The sequence below is a fragment of the Thermodesulfomicrobium thermophilum DSM 16697 genome (assembly GCF_059568695.1).
Window position 1 is genome coordinate 83,048 of sequence record NZ_JCANTW010000016.1, and the last position, 18,699, is coordinate 101,746.

Sequence of the window (18,699 nt, forward strand, 5' to 3'; positions counted from 1 at the left end):
ATCCATGACACCAGACGCCTTGTGTGCGGCTTTGGACCAGCTGTGGCAAAGCCAGTTGGAACGGGTCGCCCGGTGGCACCACGAGCCGCCGCAGGACCCTCGTGGAGACGACCTCGTGGCCCTGGGGCTGCGTCAGCATCGGCGGAATTTTGACCTGTGGCATGTGGAAGACCGGGCCCGGCGGCGGGATGTCCCGGACGCGGTCATTGCGGCCTGCAAGCGGGAGATCGATGCCCTCAATCAGGAACGTAACGACTTGATGGAGGCCTTGGACCGTTGGTTCGTGGCGGCCATCAGTACGTTTCCCGGCCAGCAGGGGATTTCGCCGCAAACGCCAAGCCACACCGAGACGCTGGGGGCGGCGGTGGACCGGATGTCGGTGCTGAGCCTGAAGATCTATCATATGGAAGAAGAGTCCCGGCGGGTGGACGCTGGGGTGGAGCATGTGGCTCGTTGTGCGGAACGCCACCGGCTCCTCCTGCGTCAGCATGCGGACCTGCGTCGAGCCGTGCTGGCGGCGGTGGAGGACTACGCGTCGGGCCGGCGTCGGCCGCGGGTGTATTTCCAATGCAAGATGTACAACGACCCGAGTCTCAACCCGGAGCTGTACGCGGCCCGGAACGCATAAATGGGGAAAACGTCATGCGTGATTACGAAGTGGTCATCGGCCTGGAAGTCCATGCCCAGCTCAAGACCGAGAGCAAGATTTTTTGTTCCTGCTCCACCCGTTTTGGCGAGGAGCCCAATACCAACGTCTGCCCGGTGTGCACCGGTATGCCGGGCTCCCTGCCGGTGCTCAACGCCCGGGCCGTGGAGTATGCCGTGAAGATGGCCTTGGCCGTGGGCTGCCGGGTGAACCGCAAGTCCCTTTTTGCGCGCAAGAATTACTTTTATCCGGACCTGCCCATGGGCTACCAGATTTCCCAGTACGACCAGCCCTTGGCCGAACACGGTTGGGTGGAAATCCCTACGGAGGCGGGCCCCAAACGCATCGGCATCACCCGCATTCACATGGAAAATGACGCGGGCAAACTTCTGCACACCGATGGCACCTGGTCGCAGGTGGATTTGAACCGCGCCGGGACTCCGCTCATCGAGATCGTGAGCGAACCGGACATGCGTTCTGCTGCCGAGGCGGTGGAGTATCTCAAGGCCCTGCGCTCCATCCTCGTGTACCTCGATATCTGTGACGGCAACATGGAGGAAGGCAGTTTTCGGTGTGACGCCAACGTCTCTATCCGGCCGCGGGGAAGCGCCACGTTCGGCACCCGCACCGAGCTCAAGAACATGAACTCGTTTCGCAATGTGGAGCGCGCCATTCTCTACGAGGTGCGGCGCCAGGTGGAGCTGGTGGAAGACGGCGATGTCGTGGTGCAGGAAACGCGCCTCTTCGATGCGGCCAAGGGAGTCACGCGCTCCATGCGCGGCAAGGAAGAGGCCCACGACTATCGCTACTTTCCGGATCCGGACCTGGTCCCCTTGGTGCTCACCGAGGACCAGATCGCGGCGTGGCAGGCGGCCTTGCCGGAGTTGCCGGCCCAGCGCCGGGCGCGGTTCATGGATACGTTGGGGCTCTCGGCGGCGGACGCCGAGGTGCTCACTGCGGAAAAGGCCGTGGCGGACTATTTCGAGGCGGCCCTGGGGCACGGGGTGGAGCCCAAGAAGATCGCCAATTGGGTCATGGGTGATCTCTTGCGGGAACTCAACGACCGTGGCGTAGGGATCTCGGCATGCAGGCTCGCCCCGTCCCACTTCGCCCAGTTGGTGGGCCTTGTGGATGCCGGGAGCGTCAACGCCTCCCAGGCCCGGACGGTGTTCCGCGAGGTCTTCGATTCCGGCGAAGAGCCCAAGGTTGTGGTGGAGCGGCTGGGGCTCACGCAGGTCTCCGACGACGCCGCGGTGGAGTCCTGGGTGCGCGAAGTGCTCGATGCCAATCCTGCCGAAGTCCAGCGTCTGCGTGCTGGGGAGAAGAAGCTCATGGGATTTCTCGTGGGGCAGGTGATGCGCCGCTCTGGCGGCAAGGCCAATCCGGCCAAGGTCAACGCCTGTATTGCCCGGCTGGTGGCAAAGGAGGACGCGTGAACCGTTGTCTTTGGGCGTCTTTGGCGGCGTTCCTGCTGTGCGTCGGCGCGGCGCATGCATCGGACCCACTGGACACCATCGTTCTCATCAACCGCTCCATCGAGACGCAGAATCCGGCTTTGCTGGAGCGGGCCGTGGATCTGTCGGCACTCTCCAACCATGTGGTGCAAGGGGTGGCGCGGCAATTGGCTGCCGATCCTCCGCTTTTGGAGCACGAACCCCTGGCGGTGCTGGTGGCGCGGCTTCTGGGCCCGGGGCAGCAGGAAAGCGAGATGATGCGTGTTTTGGCCGAGGAAGGGCGGCGCTATCTGGTATGGGGGGTGGCGGGCGGAGCCTTTGCCGGGCAGCCCCACGAAGAAGTCCCGCGTGAAGGGCTCTTGGCGGCGGTGTTGGCCCAGGTATCCCCGGGGCGCAAGGAGCTGCGCGCGGCGCAGGTGGTGGAGGAGGAAGGCCCCCACGCCGTAGTGGAAGTGGACCTGGTGGATCATGGCACCGGCGCCGTGTACCCTCTGGCATTGCGTTTGGCCCGCGGGAAGGAGGGATGGCGGGTGGTTGCTCTGCTCAACGTGGAATCCCTCGTTGCCCGTATTCGTGCGGAGGCCCGCACTCCCTAGGTGTGTGGTTCGTTCCCACTTTTTGCCACAGGGCGCCTGCGTTTGAGAAAACGCAGGCGTTTTTTTTTTTCTTTTTACTGCAAAATGAATGGGATGGGTTATGAATGCCGCTGTGGATATCCATTCTTGCAGCCCGGACCCTTGACAGGATTCCCGAATCTTCACTAGCCGAGTGGAAAGAAGTGGGAAAAAGTGGGAGGTACGGGTGTTTCGTGGCCATGCCCTACGAACTCAGGACGACAAGGGGCGTCTCATGCTGCCTCCGGAGTTTCGGGATGAGGTGCTACGGGTATCTCCCGAGGGCGTGGTGGTGCTCACCAACTTCGACGACTGCGTGGCCGGATATCCCCTGCCGGAGTGGGAGGTCATTGAGCGCAGCTTTGCGCAGCTCAACATGGCCAATCGCCGTTTCCGCGACTTTCATCGGTTCTTTCTCTCCGGGGCGGTGCAGGTGACCTTGGACAAGCAGGGCCGCCTTCTCATTCCGCCGCATCTGCGCGCCTATGCCGGGTTGCGCCGTGACATCGTCCTGGCCGGCGTGGGGCGTAAGTTCGAGATTTGGGATCAGGAGCGCTTCGAGGCGCAGCGCCAGGCCATGCAGCAGGATTTCGACGCCGTCATGGATGAACTTGCCCAGAACGGATTTCAACTGGCCCTTTAGGGCGATAGGGACGGATTATGACCTCGCGTGGCGAGACCTCCCATATTCCGGTGCTCCCCAAGGAAGTGCTGCATTGGCTCGATCCCCGTCCGGGGGGCCGCTATCTGGACGCCACCGTGGGCCTCGGCGGGCATAGCGCAGCCATTTTGGCGCATACGGCGGGGCAAGCGGAGGTCCTCGGGCTCGACCGGGATGCCGACGCCCTTGCCGTGGCGCGGGAACGCCTGCGTGCCTGGTCGACGCAAGTCCATCTTTTTCAGAGTAATTTTGCAGACGCCGCCACCTGGATTCAACGCCTGGGCTGGGGGCGGGTGGATGGCATTCTCGCGGATCTTGGGGTCTCGTCGCTGCAACTCGACACTGCGGAGCGGGGCTTTTCCTTTCTCCACGACGGTCCCCTGGATATGCGCATGGATCAGCGTCTGCCCGAGACCGCAGGCAAGTTGGTGAATGAGGCGAGCTACGTGCGGCTCAAGGGGATCATCCGGGACTTGGGCGAAGAGCCTTTGGCCGGGCGCATCGCCCGGGTCATCGTGGACGCTCGGGAAAAACAGCCCATCTCCTCCACGGCGGAATTGGCTCGCTTGGTAGCGTTGGCCTATCCGCCAGCGCGGCGTTACCAGGCCCGCAATCATCCGGCTACCCGCACGTTTCAGGCGTTGCGCATGGCGGTCAATCAGGAGCTGGAAGCAGTGGAGGCGTTTTTGCGCGTGGCCGTGGAGCTTTTGGCCCCCGGAGGGCGCTTGGTGGTGATTTCTTTTCATTCCCTGGAAGATCGCCTCGTGAAGCGTTTTTTCCGTGCCGAGGCCGCCACCTGTGTGTGCCCGCCGCGCCAGCCGGTGTGCACCTGCGGTCATAGCCCGCGCCTGCGCATCCTCACCCGTAAGCCCATCACCCCTTCGGATGCGGAGTTGGCGACCAACCCGCGCAGCCGGAGCGCCAAGTTGCGGGCTGCAGAACGCTTGGATGCGTCAGGTCTTCAGGTGGAGGACCGATGAACCGCGAACGTCCATCGTTGGTGCTGACGGTGTTTGTGCTCGTGGCCACCGCCGTGTTGGGGCTGGTGCTCGTGTGGGTGAACATCGAGCGCTTGGATTTGGCCTACGAGTGCAAACAGCTGGAGCGGGAGCTCGCGCGCCGTATGGATTTGCATGAGAAGCTGGTGGTGGAACGCCAGTATTTACTTTCTCCAGCGACCTTGGGCGCGCAGGCGCAGCGTTATGGCCTGAAACCTCCTTCTCGGGAGCAGATTCGGGTGGTGCCCTAATGGCTCGAGCAAAAACTGGTCCCAAACGCGATTGGTTTCGGCCTAAGGCCACCCTTGTTGCGATTTTTTTCGCAGCTTTTCTGATCGTGGTTTGGGGAAGGGCGTATTGGCTGCAGGTGGTGCAGGGGCCAGAACTCGCCCACAAAGCACAGCGGCAGCACTGGACTTCAGAGCAGATTTCCGGGCGACGTGGGATCATCATGGATCGCAATGGCGTGCTGCTGGCCACGTCGGTGAATGTGGCGTCGGTGTCGGCCAGGCCTGCGGAAGTGGCGGACCCGGTCCAGGCGGCTGCGCGCTTGAGTAAGATTTTGGGCATTGCTCCGGAGCGCATTGCACGCCAGCTGCGCTCGGGCCGCAAGTTCGTATGGATTGCACGCAAGATCAGCGACGCCCAGGCGCAGGCCATCCGCGAGCTGGGTATCGCCGGAATTTTCTTGGAAAACGAAAGCGCGCGCCAGTACCCTCAAGGGGTGGTGGCTGGGCAGCTCTTGGGTTTTGTGAATGTGGACGGCGAGGGCATCGAGGGGCTGGAGCAGGAGTTCGAGGATGTGCTCAAACCGTCGCAAGCCAAGTTCACGGTGCAGCGTGACGCCCAAGGCAATCGCTTGGGCCCGAGCCCTGCGGACCTGGATGCCCTCAGCGGCCGTCCTGTTCAACTTACCCTGGACGTCCAGGTGCAGGTGGCGGCGGAAGCAGCTTTGGAGCGTGCCGTAGTAGGCAGCCAGGCCCAAAGCGGCATGTGCATGGTGGTGGACGTGGCCACCGGCGAGATTCTGGCGTGGGCCAATTATCCGTTCTTCAACCCCAATATGCGCGGTACAGATCGGGCGCAGTGGCGCAACCGTATCGCCATGGACATCTTTGAGCCTGGGTCCATTTTGAAGCCCTTTGTGCTGGCCGCCGCCTTGGAAGAGCGGGTATGCTCTCCCAGCCGGAGTTATTTCTGCGAGAATGGCCGGTGGAGTGTGGCAGGAAAGCGTATCAAGGACACGCATGCCTACGGCACGCTCACCGTCAACAAGATTCTTCGCTATTCCAGTAACATCGGCATGGCCAAGATCGGCCTGGAGTTGGGTGGGCCGCGCCTTCGCAAATATTTGGACGCCTTGGGATTGGGCAAACCCACGGGGTTGCCGCTGCCCGGCGAGGCCGCCGGCCTGGTGAAACCCCTCTCCAGCTGGCGCAAGGTGGAGCAGGCCAATATCTCTTTCGGCCAGGGTATCGGGGTCACCATGCCTCAGATGATGCAGGCGTATCTCACCTTGGCCCGAGAGGGGGAACGGATCCCGCTGCGTTTGGTCCGCAATGCCGGCAACGCTTCTGGGGAGACACCTTCCGAGCCGGCGCGGGTGTTTTCGCGCCAGACGGCGCGCACCGTGCTCAACATGCTCGCCGAAGTGGTGGAGGAAGACGGTACCGGTACGTTGGCCCGCATCCAGGGCGTGCGGGTGGGGGGCAAGACCGGCACCGCCCAAAAGGCATCGGCTCAGGGCGGGTATGGGTCGGACTATTTGGCGTCGTTTTTTGCCGTGTTTCCTGTGGATCAGCCGCGGTATGTAGTGGGCATGGTGGTGGATACACCCCGTACGAGCCACTATGGCGGCGTAGTGGCTGCCCCGGAAGTGCGCAATGTGGGGGTGCGGCTGCTTACCTTGGCGGGCATGCTCCAGCCGGTAGTGGATGGCAAACTTTTGGCGGAAGCTGCCTCCCTCCAGCCGAAATCGGAAAATGTGCGGAGGACGAAGATCTCTGCAGCCGTGGCCGTTCCGCAAGATACCTCTCAAGAGGTCGGGGGCGCCAAGGGCACAGCAGTGCCGGACGTGCGGGGACTCACAGTGCGCGAGGCCTTGGAGGTGCTCATCCCCTACGGGGCGAGCTTGACCGTTGCTGGCAGTGGCTCGGTGGTGGAGCGGCAGATGCCTGTGGCGGGCGGCTCGTGGCCGGAGGGCAAGGAAGTCCGGCTGTGGCTGGCGCGGGAGCCTGGCGATGGATAACTTGCGGCAGATAGAGGATCTGGTGCGCCGTGGTGCGCGTCTTTGCAGCCACTCCGGGCAGGTGACGGCTGGGGATGTCTTTGTCGCCCTGCCGGGGACCCATGTGGACGGGGCGCGCTTCGTGCCCGAGGCCGCTTCCCGGGGAGCCGTGGCCGTGGTGACCGCTCGGGGCGTCGCGGTCCCTGCCGGAGTGCTTCACGCCGAGGTGGAGAATCCTGGGCAGACGTTGGGGGAGCTTGCGCGCATCGCCTATGGCGGGGGCGGGTATCCCTGTGTGGTGGGCATTACCGGAACCAACGGCAAGACGACCACCACGTATCTGGTAGAGGCCATCCTCGCCGCTTCCGGGCGGAAGGTCGGTGTGGTGGGGACCGTGGCCTGCCGCTGGCCGGGAAACGAGGCGCCGTCCTCCATGACCACCCCCGACGTCCTTACGTTACACCAGACGCTCGGCCGCATGGCTCGCGACGGGGTGGACACCGCGGTGCTTGAGGTCTCCTCCCATGCCTTGCACCAAAATCGTCTGGCTGGGATCGCGGTGGAAATCGGAGTATTCACGAACCTCACCCAGGACCACCTGGACTACCACCACACCATGGAGGAGTATTTCGCGGCCAAGGCTCTGCTCTTTCACGCCCAGGGCAAGGCCTGCCGCCTGGCGGCCATCAATGCCGACGACCCATGGGGGCGGCGCCTGGCCCAAAGCCGCCCCGACGCCGTGACCTTTGGCCTGGCGGAACACGCGGACGTGCGCGGCTGCGTGCAGCGCATGGACCTCACGGGCATGCGCCTGGCCATGACCTGGCAAGGGCGGCGGTGGGAAGTGGCCTCACCCTTGGTGGGGGCGTACAATGCCCAGAACTTGCTCGCCGCCCAGACCGTGGGGCTCCTTTTGGGTCTCGACCCGAACACCTTTGCCGTGGCTTTGGAGCATGCAGGCGGCGCCCCGGGCCGCTTGGAGCGGGTGCCGCATCCGCGGGGGGTGCATGTGTTCGTGGATTACGCCCATACCCCCGATGCCCTGGACAAAGTGTGCGCCACGCTGCGGGCCGTGGGCAAGGGACGGCTCATCGTGGTCTTTGGCTGCGGCGGGGATCGGGACCCAGGCAAACGCCCGCTCATGGGCGAAGCCGTGGCGCGGCACGCCCATGTGGCGGTGGTGACCTCGGACAATCCCCGCTCCGAAGACCCCGAGGCCATCATCGACGCCGTCATGCCCGGGCTCGCGCAGGCCCCGCGGGTGTTGCGGGAATCCGATCGTCGTACCGCCATTGCCCTGGCCCTGGCCGAAGCCCGACCCGGAGACGCGGTGCTCATTGCCGGCAAAGGGCACGAGTCCGTACAGATCATTGGACAACGACGGCTGCCCTTTTCCGACGTGGCCGTTGCCCGGGAGCTTGCCGCATGCGCATGACTCTGAACGCCATAGCCCCGGCCGTGGGGGTCCCGTTTTCCGGGGAGAACGTGGAGGTAACCGGGGTTACCATGGACAGCCGCCGCGTCCGGCCGGGGGACCTTTTTGTGGCCGTGCCGGGTGCGCGGGTGGATGGGCACGATTTTGCGAAAGACGCCGTTGCTGCCGGCGCGGTGGCCGTACTCGCCTCCCGTCCGCTGCCGGTGTCCGTCCCCGTCCTGGTGGTGCCGGACACGGTGCGCGCCCTTGGGGCTCTGGCGCGGGCGTGGCGGTACGCGACCCGAGCCCGGGTGGTGGCGGTCACCGGGTCCGCAGGCAAGACCACGGTCAAGGAGACTCTGGCCTTGGTGCTCTCCGGCCAAGGGAAAGTGGGTAAAAATCCTGGGAATTTCAACAACCAACTGGGTCTGCCCCTCTCCATGCTCGCCCTGGATGGGGATGAAGACTTCTGGGTCCTGGAAGTGGGCATCAGTCAGCCTCAGGATATGGACGAGCTCGGGGCCATCCTGGCGCCGGACATGGCCCTCATCACCAATGCGGGGCTGGCCCATGCCGAAGCCTTGGGCGGGGTGGACGGGGTCGCCCGGCACAAGGCCCGCATTCTGGCCTGGCTTCGCCCCGGTGGAGCGGGGGTATGGAACATGGGGTGCCCGGAATTGCACGCCGCCTGTGTGCAGGCCGGCTGCCCGTCCGTGACCTTTGCCGGCAGCGCGGACGTGGACGCGGACGTGCGGGTCCTTGCGCGGCACAAGACCCCCGCAGGATTTGCCTTTACTGTTGCTTGCGCCGGCGACAGTGTGCAGCTACAGGCCACGGCCGCCTGTGCGCACGCGGAAAACGTCGCTGCCGTGGTGGCGGCGGCTTGGTATTTGGGCGTGCCCATGACGGCGGTGGAAACCGGGCTTTTGGCTGTTTCCCCGCAGGCGGGGCGGTTTGTGTGCCGCGAGCGCGGTGCGTGGGTGCTTATCGACGACACCTACAATGCCAATCCCCTGTCCATGACCACGGCCTTTGCCGAGGCCAGGCAGATGGCCGGCTCCCGCCCCTTGGTGGCGGTGCTCGGAGAAATGCGGGAGCTCGGCGCCCATGCCCCGGCTGCCCACCGCCGCTTGGGTGAGCTGGCCCGTGCGGCCCAGTGTCCATTGGTGGTGTATCGCGGGGCGCATGCCGATGCGGTGGCCGAGGGCTTTGGTCCTGGGGCTGCGCTGTGCGTCACGGACACCCCAAAGGAGGCGTGGGAGGCCTTTGCCGCCCTTGGGCTGTCGAACGCCGTGCTTTTGTTCAAAGGCTCTCGGGGGAGCCGTATGGAAGAATTTTTGGCGTATTTTGAGGAGCGTCTTGCGTGATCTATCATCTGCTCTATCCGCTGAGTGACACCATCAGCGTTTTCAATGTCTTCCGCTACATAACCTTTCGCTCCGTGTACGCCATGGTGACGGCCCTTGTATTGGCTATTGTAGTGGGCCCTACATGCATCGAGTGGCTGCGCCGTCTCAAATTGGGGCAATACATCAAGGAGTGCGGGCCGGATCATCAGCAAAAAAGCGGCACGCCCACCATGGGCGGGCTGCTGTACGGCTTGTGCCTGCTGGTGAGTGTCTTTTTGTGGGCGGATTTGACCAATCCGTTCATCTGGTTGTGTGTGTTCGTCTTCGTGGGCTTTGGTCTGGTGGGCCTGGTCGACGACTATCTCAAGGTGGTGCGTCGGCATAACGACGGCCTGTCGGCGCGGGGCAAACTCTTGGGGCAGGTGCTGGTGGCCTTGGGGGCCGTGAGCGTGCTTGTGGCCTTGCCGCAGTATTCCACCAAGCTCATGGTGCCGTTTTTCAAGCATCTGCAACCGGATCTTTCCTGGCTGTATATCCCCTTTGCGGTGTTCGTGCTCACGGGTTCTTCCAATGCCGTGAACCTCACCGACGGACTCGACGGCCTGGCCATCGGTCCAGCGGTGGTGTGCGCGGCGTGCTTCGCGGTGTTCGTCTACGTGGCCGGCCACGTCAATCTGGCCAACTATCTCCAGGTGGCCTACATCCCTGGAGTGGGTGAGGTGGCGGTGTTTTGCGGGGCCATGGTGGGCGCGGGGCTCGGGTTTTTGTGGTTCAACGCCTATCCAGCCCAGGTGTTCATGGGGGATGTAGGGAGCCTGAGCATTGGCGGGGCCTTGGGCTTCGTGGCCGTGCTCTGCAAACAGGAGCTCCTGCTCGCCGTGGTGGGCGGGCTTTTCGTGGTGGAGACCCTCTCGGTGATCCTCCAGGTGGGCTACTTCAAGATGACGGGCGGCCGTCGTATCTTGCGTATGGCGCCCCTGCACCATCACTTTGAAAAATGTGGCCTGCATGAGTCGAAGATCATCGTACGGTTTTGGATTCTTTCCATTTTGCTTGCGGTGCTCGCCCTGGGCACCCTCAAATTGCGGTAGGTCCCCATGCGAGCAATGATCAATCCCGACCAATTGCGTGGACACCAGGTGGCGGTAGTGGGCGCCGGGCGTTCGGGCATGGCGGCGGCGCGTCTGCTGCGCGCCTTGGGGGCCGAGGTGCGGGTGCACGACACGCGTTCGGAGAGCTTGGCGGAGGCGGCCGCGGAGGAATTTTCCGTGAGCGTCGGAGAGCACCGGGCGGAGGATTTTGCCCACTGCCAGATGGTGGTGCTCAGCCCTGGGATCCCGCGGGCGCGCATCGCCCCGTTGGTGCCTCCAGGCACGACCCTCATCGGGGAGCTGGAGCTGGGCAGCTGGTTTGTGAGCGAACCCATGGTGGCCGTGACCGGATCCAACGGCAAGACCACCACCACTTCCGTGATCGGACATGTGCTGCAGCATACGGGCCGCCGGGTCTTCGTGGGCGGCAATATCGGTACGCCGCTGTGTGAGTACGTGCTCTCCGGGGACCAGGCGGACGTTGTGGTGCTGGAAGTCTCCAGTTTTCAGCTCCAGACAGTAAGTGCCTTTCATCCGCGCGTGGGGGTGCTCCTCAATATCTCTCCCAACCATTTGGATTACCACGCCGACATGGACGAATACCGCGCCGCCAAGATGCAGCTCTTTGCGCGCATGACCGCGGCGGACTTGGCCGTGCTGCCGCTGGGGCTCAAGGAGGAGGTGGAGCGCGGGGGCTGGATTCGGGCGCGGCGGGTGTACGTCACCGCAGTGCAGCGGTTTGTGTGTCCGGGGCTTCCTGGGGCCCACAACCAAGCCAATGTGGAGGCGGCATGGCATGCCTGCCGCTTTTTCGGTGTGGACGAGGCGGCTTTTGCCGCAGCGGTCAAGGATTTTCAGGGGCTTCCCCATCGCCAGGAAGTGGTGTTCGAAAAGGATGGGGTACGTTTTGTGGATGATTCCAAGGCCACGACGCTGGATGCCCTGGCGGCGGCCCTGACGGCCCAAGAACGGCCGGTGCGGCTCTTGGCGGGCGGGGTGTTCAAAGGCGGAGATCCCGCGGCGCTCGCTCCGCTGATCCGGGAGCGCTGCCGCAGCATCCATTTGTTCGGCCAAAGCCGGGAGGTGTTCACCGCAGCCTGGGAGCACTTGGGGCTCCCCCTTTCTTGGCATCCCACCCTGGAGGAGGCTGTGGTCGAGGCCGCGAAGATGGCTACCTCCGGAGAGACCGTGCTCCTTTCTCCGGCCACGGCGAGCTTCGATCTGTTCGCCAACTACAAGGAGCGCGGCCAGACCTTTGCTGCGGCTGCCCGTCGCGCCATGGGGGTTGAGGGATGAGCGCGCCTCAAGGCATGCGGAAGCCCTCGTGGGATGTGCCGCTTTTGGCCGCGGTGTTGTGTCTCACGGTTTTGGGGCTCATCATGGTGTTCTCCGCCAGCGGTATCGTGGCGGAAAAGACCATGGGCAGCAAATACGTGCTCTTCCAAAAGCAACTCTTTTTCGTGGGGCTGGGGCTGATGGCCATGATGGCGGCCATGCGCATCCCGGTGACCTTCTTTCAGCGTCATGTCTATTGGTGGGTGTTTTTTGCCTTGGTGCTGCTCATTTTGACCTTGGCCTCCCCCCTTGGCGTACGCATCGGCGGGGCCAGGCGGTGGCTGCACCTGGGACCGCTTTCCTTCCAGCCCCTGGAAATGGCCAAGATCGCCCTGGTCTTGTATCTGGGGTACTTTTTCTCGCGCAAACAGGAGAAGGTGAAGACCTTTAGCGTGGGTTTTTTGCCGCCGCTTTTGATGACCGCCCTTTTTTGCTTGCTCCTCATGCTCCAGCCGGACTTTGGCGGCTCGGTGTTTTTGGCCGCCATCTTGTTTCTGCTCTGCTTTGTGGGGGGCACGCGCCTCATCTTTTTGGGGGCGTCGGTGCTTTTGGCCGTGGTGGGGGGCATCCTTTTGGTGATCCATTCCCCGTATCGTTTGAAGCGGGCCTTTGCTTTTCTCGATCCCTTTCAAGACGCCCAGAACACGGGCTACCAATTGGTGCAGTCCTTCTATGGGTTGGGTTCGGGCGGCTGGTGGGGCGTGGGCCTGGGGGCGGGACGCCAAAAACTCTTTTTTCTCCCCGAGGCGCACAATGACTTCATCTTGGCCGTCATGGGCGAGGAGCTGGGGTTTGTGGGGTTGTCCTTGGTTTTTGCGTTGGTGGCGGTCATCTTGTGGCGGGTGTTTGCCATCACCCTGCGGCAGCGGGACTTGGAGCGGCGCATCCTTGCCCTCGGCATGGGATCCATCATTCTTTTGGGCGCGCTTCTCAATAGCGCGGTGGTGCTCGGCCTGCTTCCTCCCAAAGGCGTCCCCATGCCATTTGTGAGTTATGGAGGCAGCCACATCTTGGGGGGCTTTTTCTGTGTCGGTATGCTTCTCAACCTTTCCCGGGAGGGCGCGCCATGAACATCGTGCTGACCACAGGCGGTACGGGCGGTCATATTTTTCCCGCCTTGGCCGTGGCGGAGGCCTTGCGGCAGCTGGAACCCACCGCGGCGGTGGTCTTTGTGGGAGGGACCTACGGCCCGGAAGGGCGCATGGCGCATGGGGCGGGCATCCCCTTCGTGGGGTTGCCGGTGCGTGGGGTCATTGGCCGGGGGCTGCGTGGGGCCGTCGCCGGGGCGCGGCTCGGGGCCAGCGTGCTCATGGCCTTGGGGCTCATGCGTTCCCTGCGACCTGCGGTGGTGGTGGGCTTTGGCGGGTACGCGGGATTTCCTGCCGTGGCCGCGGCCAAGGTGCTGCGCATCCCTTGCGGGATTCACGAGCAAAACAGCATTCCGGGCGCGGCCAACCGGTGGCTCGCGCGTTGGGTGGACCAGGTGTGGACCAGTTTTCCGGACATGGCGGACCCCCTTTTTTCGGGGCCACGGGTGCGGTGCACGGGAAATCCGGTGCGCCAGGCGGTGTGCGCCGTGGCGGGTGTGCGCCCGCCGGCGGGCCGCAATCTTTTGGTCGTGGGGGGGAGCCAAGGGGCCCGCGCCCTCAATGACCTCATGCTGGCCCACGCCGCGCGTCTGCGCGCCGAGGGAATCCGTCTCTGGCATCAGACCGGTCCCGAAGATTTTGCGCGGGTGCAGGCGGCCTACGCCACCGCCTACCCCGAGGCCCGGGTGGAGCCCTTCATTGACGCCATGGACGAGGCCTACGCCTTTGCCGATGTGGTGCTGTGCCGAGCCGGGGCGACAACCATCGCAGAGCTCACCGCCGCCGGCAAGCCGAGTATTTTGGTCCCCTTCCCGTACGCCACCCATGACCACCAAACCAAGAACGCGCAGGCCTTGGCTGCTCGCGGGGCCGCAGTAGTGCTTCCCCAGAGTGTTTTGCCCAGCGTGGATGTAGTGCGTATGCTCACCGACCTCTTTGCCGCCCCGGACCGGTTGGCGGCCATGGGCAAGGCGGCCGCCGCCCTGGGGCGTCCGCAGGCGGCGCGCGCGCTTGCCGAAGACATCGTGCGCTTGGCGCAGAGGAAGTCATGAGATCGAAAATTCAGCGAATCCACATGATCGGCATCGGCGGTTCCGGCATGAGCGGCATCGCCGAGGTGCTGGCTACCCTGGGGTACGCGGTGCGTGGCTCTGACCTGGCGGAGTCCGCTGCGGTACAGCGGTTGCGACAGCTCGGGATCACCGTGTTTTTGGGGCATGCCCGCGGTCAGGTGGGCGACGCGCAGGTGGTCGTGCGGTCGTCGGCGGTGCGCGACGACAATCCCGAGATCCTCGAAGCCCGGGAGCGGGGTATCCCCATCATCCCCCGGGCAGAGATGCTCGCGGAGCTCATGCGCCTCAAAATAGGAGTGGCGGTGGGGGGCACCCATGGCAAAACCACCACGACGTCGCTCATCGCCACAGTGTTCACCGAGGCGGGCTTGGACCCCACGGTGATCATCGGCGGCCGGCTCAATGCCTTGGGTTCCAACGCCCGTTTGGGGGCAGGGGAGTACCTGGTGGCCGAGGCCGATGAGTCCGACGGATCCTTTTTGTGTTTGCTGCCGCAGGTGGCGGTGATCACCAACGTGGACGCCGATCACCTCGACTTTTATCCCGACCTTGCGGCCATCGAGACGGCGTTCGTTCAGTTTGCCAACAATGTGCCGTTTTACGGATTGGTGGTGGCTTGCGGCGATGACCCCGGGGTGCAGGCCATCCTTCCCCGCATCAAGCGCCCGGTGCAGACCTATGGGTTTGGCTCCGGCAACCATTGGCGGGCGGAGGTCCTGGAGGTGGATCACGGCTCCCGGTTTCGGGTGTGGGAGGCGGGCTCTCTCTGGGGGGAGGCGGTGGTGGCGCAGCCAGGTCGGCACAATGTGTTGAACGCCCTCGCGGTGATCGCGGTGGCTCAGGAAGCCGGCATCTCGCCAGAGGCCATCTGCCATGGTCTGGCCCATTTCGCGGGTGTGGGACGGCGCTTTGAACGCAAGGGCGAGCGGGGCGGTGTGCTCGTGGTGGATGACTACGGCCACCATCCTACGGAGATCGCCGCCACCCTGGCCACGGCCCGGCAGGTGTACCCGGACCGCCGCTTGGTGGTGGCTTTTCAGCCCCATCGCTTCACCCGCACCAAGGCGCTTTTTGGCGAGTTCGCCCGGGTGTTTTCCGGGGTGGACACCTTGCTGCTCACCGAGATTTATGCGGCGAGCGAAGACCCCATTCCCGGGGTGAGCGGCCAGAGCCTTGCCCAGGCCATTCGTCAGGTGTCCGATACGCCGGTACATTTTTTTGCGGACTTTGCTGCCCTCGAGGCGGCCCTGCCCCAGTACCTGCGGCCAGGGGACGTTCTGCTCACCTTGGGGGCAGGCAGTATTTGGACGGTGGGGCAACGGTACCTTGAAGGCTAGGGAGCGACTGGCACGGCGGGTGGTGCTCACCCGGGGCCGCAAGCCGCGGAAGAATGTTTCCCGGGAGCCGCGCCGCCCTGTCTCTTCCGGGGGGACCCCGTGGTGGGTCACTCTGGGGCGCGGATTGCGGTGGACCGTGGGGATGCTTTTGGGGTGCGTGCTTGTGGCGGGGATAAGCCTGGGCATCCTGTGGGGGTATCGGTGGATCACGGGGCACGAGCTCTTTCAACTCCGGCAGCTGACCGTTACGGGGGCGCAGCGCTTCACCCCGGAGGAGGTGGCGGCCATGGGCGGAGTGCAGCTGGGCGTGAGTGTGCTCGACCTCAACATCGCCGAGGTTCGGGCTCGCATCGCTGCCAACCCGTGGATTCGCGAAGCCTCGGTGACGCGGGTTTTGCCGGATACGGTGATCATTGAAATCGGGGAGCGACGGCCGGTGTTTCTCGTGCCGCGGGAAGGGACGTTTTTCTACGCCGACGCCGAGGGACGGCCTATTGCCCCGGTGACGCCGGAGCGCTTCGTGTCTTTGCCGGTGCTGGAGAAGAACGAAGCCGTGGAGGTGAGCGCGGGCCTCAAGCAGGTGCTCGTCGCCATGGAACGCAACCAATTGCCCTTTGGCATGCACCAGGTGGCGTGGATCCGTCAGGAGAGTGCGGAGCAGTATAGTTTGATGCTCGAGAAACCGCGGATCTTGGTGCAATTGGATGGCAGAGACGTCGCTTCCATGGTGGAAAGCCTTGGGCGCTTGTGGCAAGATTTGACGCAGCGGGGGGAAATGGACAAGGTCGCCAGCGTGTTCGTCATGCCGGGTCGCGCTTGGGTTTCCCTGAAAAAGGACGAGAGCCGGTCGGGAAAGGAGTAGGTATGGCCAAATCGGAAATGATCGTGGGTTTGGACATCGGCACCACCAAGATTTGTGCCGTGGTGGGTGAGGTGGATAGTGAAGGTGTCAATATCGTAGGCATTGGCACCAGTCCGTCCACGGGCTTGCGCAAAGGCGTGGTGGTGAACATCGAGCAGACCGTGCAGTCCATCAAGCGCGCCTTGGAAGAGGCCGAGCTCATGGCGGGCTGTGAAATCCGTTCGGTGTATGCGGGCATTGCTGGAAGCCATATCAAGGGCTTCAACAGTCACGGGGTGATCGCCGTCAAAGGCGGCGAGGTCACGGCCCGAGACATCGAGCGGGTGCTCGACGCAGCCAAGGCCGTGGCCATCCCTCTGGACCGCGAGGTGATCCATATCCTGCCCCAAGAATATATCGTGGACGACCAGACCGGCATCATCGACCCCCTCGGCATGGCGGGGGTGCGCCTGGAAGTGAAGGTGCACATCGTTACCGGCGCGGTGACCAGCGCCCAGAATATCGTCAAATCCTGCCATAAATCGGGTTTGGATGTGGAGGATATCGTCCTTGAAGCCTTGGCCTCCAGCAAAGCGGTGCTCACCGACGAAGAGCGGGAGATCGGGGTGGCCTTGGTGGACATCGGCGGCGGCACCTCGGACATCATCATCTTTCATGACAACTCCATCAAGCATACCGGCGCCGTCCCCTTGGGTGGCGCCAATCTCACCAATGATATCGCCTTCGGCCTGCGCACCCCCACCCAAGCGGCGGAGCGCATCAAGGTGCGCTATGGCTGCGCCTTGGCCGAATTGGTGCACGAAGATGACATCATCGAGGTGCCCAGCGTGGGCGGCCGTGAGCCGCGCAGGCTTTCCCGGCAGGTGCTGGCGGAAATCTGCGAGCCGCGCATGGAGGAGATGCTCATGCTCGTAGATCAAGAATTGGTGCGATCGGGCTACAAGCACCTCATCGGCGCAGGCGTAGTGCTCACGGGCGGGGCGTCGCGCATCGAAGGTATTCAGGAACTGAGCGAACGCATTTTCAACCTGCCCACGCGGACGGCGTCGCCCATGGGAGTGGGGGGGCTCAAAGATGTCGTGGACAATCCTATGTACGCGACTGCGGTGGGACTGCTCCTCTATGGGGCGGAACAGCATGGTCAGGAACACCGTATCCGCATTCGGGACACCAATGTTTTTCACACCATTTTGTCGCGCATGAAGAAGTGGTTTGCAGATATTAGCTAACGAAGCCAGAAGTTGCGGTACAACCCTGTGGGGAGAGGGGATGCTCCCTAAGAACTTGTGGGAGGGGAAGATGGAATTTACGCAGATTGAATCGGATAGCTTGGAAAGCCCGGCCATCATCAAAGTCATCGGCGTGGGAGGAGGTGGTGGCAACGCCATCAACAACATGATCGCCTCGCAGCTTCAGGGGGTGACCTTCATCGCCGCCAACACGGACGTGCAGGCCCTCAAAACGTCCAAGGCGGAGATCAAGGTCCAGTTGGGCGAAAAGCTCACCAAGGGACTGGGCGCCGGAGCCAATCCCGACGTGGGGCGGGACGCGGCCATGGAGAGTCAGGCCGTCATCCGGGACGCCTTGGGTGAGTGCGACATGGTGTTCGTCACCGCAGGCATGGGCGGCGGCACCGGCACCGGCGCGGCCCCGGTGGTGGCACGGGTGGCCAAGGAAATGGGGGCCTTGACTGTGGCCGTGGTCACCAAGCCCTTTTTCTTCGAAGGCAAGCGGCGCATGCAGCAGGCGGAGCGGGGCATCAAGGAGCTCCGGGAGATCGTGGACAGCATCATCGTGGTGCCCAATGATCGCCTGTTCGCCATTGCCCCCAAGAAGACTCCGGTGGTGGAGATGTTGGTCAAGGCGGACGAAGTGCTCCATCAGGCAGTGAAAGGCATCTCGGATCTCATCATGGTGCCGGGACTCATCAACCTGGATTTCGCCGATGTGAAGGCGGTCATGGAGCAGATGGGGCTCGCCATGATGGGCACGGGTGTGGCCACAGGCGAAGGCCGGGCGCGTGAGGCGGCCATGCGGGCCATCACCAGTCCGCTGCTCGACGACATCAGCATCGAAGGGGCGCGCGGGGTCATTCTCAATGTGACTGGCGGTTACGACATCTCCATGGACGAACTCAACGAGGCGACCTCCATCATTCACGAGGCCGTGCACCCGGATGCCCACGTGATCTTCGGTATGGCCTTTGATCCCGAATGCACCGAGGAGCTGCGGGTGACGGTCATCGCCACCGGCATCCAGGAGGCGCAAAGCGCGCCGGAGAAGTCCAAGGCTGCTGCGGCGACCCCGACTCCCAAGGCCAAGGATCGTCCGTATTTCGTCCCCCAGGGGATGGAAGGGCGTGAGAAGAACGACCTCTCGGTGCCGACGTACATGCGACGGCAGCATGCGTCGGCGGCGGAAGACCGTCCGCATCCCAAGGTCCGCCCCTTGCGCCCCGCGGAGGAGCCGGAATTCACCTTTGACGAGGAGGAGTTTGAGATCCCCTCGTTCATTCGGATGCAGGCTGACTGATTTCCGTGCGGCTGTCTT

At 63.8% G+C, this 18,699-nt stretch carries 17 protein-coding genes; all 17 read left to right on the forward strand.

Annotated elements, in window-relative coordinates; genetic code table 11:
- Positions 1 to 4: 4 nt before the first annotated feature.
- Entirely contained in the window at positions 5 to 628 is a 624-nt protein-coding gene (locus BR00_RS09715) for a DUF4254 domain-containing protein (RefSeq protein ID WP_496477398.1), read from the forward strand.
- A 14-nt stretch (positions 629 to 642) separates the two neighbouring features.
- Positions 643 to 2,082 (forward strand): Asp-tRNA(Asn)/Glu-tRNA(Gln) amidotransferase subunit GatB, encoded by a 1,440-nt coding sequence (gene gatB / locus BR00_RS09720; protein WP_496477399.1) that lies wholly within the window; start codon positions 643 to 645, stop codon positions 2,080 to 2,082.
- Complete coding sequence (locus BR00_RS09725) at positions 2,079 to 2,696, forward strand: hypothetical protein (RefSeq protein ID WP_496477400.1); 618 nt, start codon at positions 2,079 to 2,081, stop codon at positions 2,694 to 2,696. Before gatB ends, BR00_RS09725 begins: the two co-directional genes overlap by 4 nt.
- A gap of 205 nt (positions 2,697 to 2,901) precedes the next feature.
- On the forward strand, positions 2,902 to 3,357 hold the full coding sequence (gene mraZ / locus BR00_RS09730) for a division/cell wall cluster transcriptional repressor MraZ (protein ID WP_496477401.1): 456 nt from the start codon (positions 2,902 to 2,904) through the stop codon (positions 3,355 to 3,357).
- A 17-nt stretch (positions 3,358 to 3,374) separates the two neighbouring features.
- Entirely contained in the window at positions 3,375 to 4,355 is a 981-nt protein-coding gene (rsmH, locus tag BR00_RS09735) for a 16S rRNA (cytosine(1402)-N(4))-methyltransferase RsmH (protein WP_496477402.1), read from the forward strand.
- Positions 4,352 to 4,624, forward strand: coding sequence for a hypothetical protein (locus BR00_RS09740; protein WP_496477403.1), 273 nt, complete (start codon positions 4,352 to 4,354; stop codon positions 4,622 to 4,624). Before rsmH ends, BR00_RS09740 begins: the two co-directional genes overlap by 4 nt.
- Positions 4,624 to 6,621 carry a penicillin-binding transpeptidase domain-containing protein gene (locus BR00_RS09745; protein WP_496477404.1) on the forward strand — a complete coding sequence of 666 codons (1,998 nt, stop codon included), beginning with the start codon at positions 4,624 to 4,626 and terminating at the stop codon, positions 6,619 to 6,621. Before BR00_RS09740 ends, BR00_RS09745 begins: the two co-directional genes overlap by 1 nt.
- Entirely contained in the window at positions 6,614 to 8,035 is a 1,422-nt protein-coding gene (locus tag BR00_RS09750; RefSeq protein ID WP_496477405.1) for a UDP-N-acetylmuramoyl-L-alanyl-D-glutamate--2,6-diaminopimelate ligase, read from the forward strand. Before BR00_RS09745 ends, BR00_RS09750 begins: the two co-directional genes overlap by 8 nt.
- Complete coding sequence (locus BR00_RS09755; RefSeq protein WP_496477406.1) at positions 8,026 to 9,381, forward strand: UDP-N-acetylmuramoyl-tripeptide--D-alanyl-D-alanine ligase; 1,356 nt, start codon at positions 8,026 to 8,028, stop codon at positions 9,379 to 9,381. The genes BR00_RS09750 and BR00_RS09755 overlap by 10 nt, the downstream gene beginning before the upstream one ends.
- The gene (mraY, locus tag BR00_RS09760; protein WP_496477407.1) at positions 9,378 to 10,454 is read left to right on the forward strand and encodes a phospho-N-acetylmuramoyl-pentapeptide-transferase; all 1,077 of its coding nucleotides are present in this window, start codon (positions 9,378 to 9,380) and stop codon (positions 10,452 to 10,454) included. The genes BR00_RS09755 and mraY overlap by 4 nt, the downstream gene beginning before the upstream one ends.
- Before the next feature lie 6 nt (positions 10,455 to 10,460).
- Positions 10,461 to 11,750, forward strand: coding sequence for a UDP-N-acetylmuramoyl-L-alanine--D-glutamate ligase (gene murD, locus BR00_RS09765; RefSeq protein ID WP_496477408.1), 1,290 nt, complete (start codon positions 10,461 to 10,463; stop codon positions 11,748 to 11,750).
- Positions 11,747 to 12,859: a putative lipid II flippase FtsW gene (ftsW, locus tag BR00_RS09770; RefSeq protein WP_496477409.1), complete on the forward strand. Its 1,113-nt coding sequence runs from the start codon at positions 11,747 to 11,749 to the stop codon at positions 12,857 to 12,859. The genes murD and ftsW overlap by 4 nt, the downstream gene beginning before the upstream one ends.
- Entirely contained in the window at positions 12,856 to 13,929 is a 1,074-nt protein-coding gene (murG, locus tag BR00_RS09775; RefSeq protein WP_496477410.1) for an undecaprenyldiphospho-muramoylpentapeptide beta-N-acetylglucosaminyltransferase, read from the forward strand. Before ftsW ends, murG begins: the two co-directional genes overlap by 4 nt.
- A complete protein-coding gene (gene murC / locus BR00_RS09780) occupies positions 13,926 to 15,287 on the forward strand; it encodes a UDP-N-acetylmuramate--L-alanine ligase (protein WP_496477411.1) in 1,362 nt (453 codons plus the stop codon). Before murG ends, murC begins: the two co-directional genes overlap by 4 nt.
- Positions 15,277 to 16,149 carry a cell division protein FtsQ/DivIB gene (locus BR00_RS09785; RefSeq protein ID WP_496477412.1) on the forward strand — a complete coding sequence of 291 codons (873 nt, stop codon included), beginning with the start codon at positions 15,277 to 15,279 and terminating at the stop codon, positions 16,147 to 16,149. The genes murC and BR00_RS09785 overlap by 11 nt, the downstream gene beginning before the upstream one ends.
- 2 nt (positions 16,150 to 16,151) lie before the next feature.
- Positions 16,152 to 17,378, forward strand: coding sequence for a cell division protein FtsA (gene ftsA, locus BR00_RS09790; RefSeq protein ID WP_496477413.1), 1,227 nt, complete (start codon positions 16,152 to 16,154; stop codon positions 17,376 to 17,378).
- A 70-nt stretch (positions 17,379 to 17,448) separates the two neighbouring features.
- Positions 17,449 to 18,681, forward strand: a complete 1,233-nt coding sequence (gene ftsZ / locus BR00_RS09795; protein ID WP_496477414.1) for a cell division protein FtsZ — start codon at positions 17,449 to 17,451, stop codon at positions 18,679 to 18,681.
- Positions 18,682 to 18,699 lie beyond the last annotated feature (18 nt).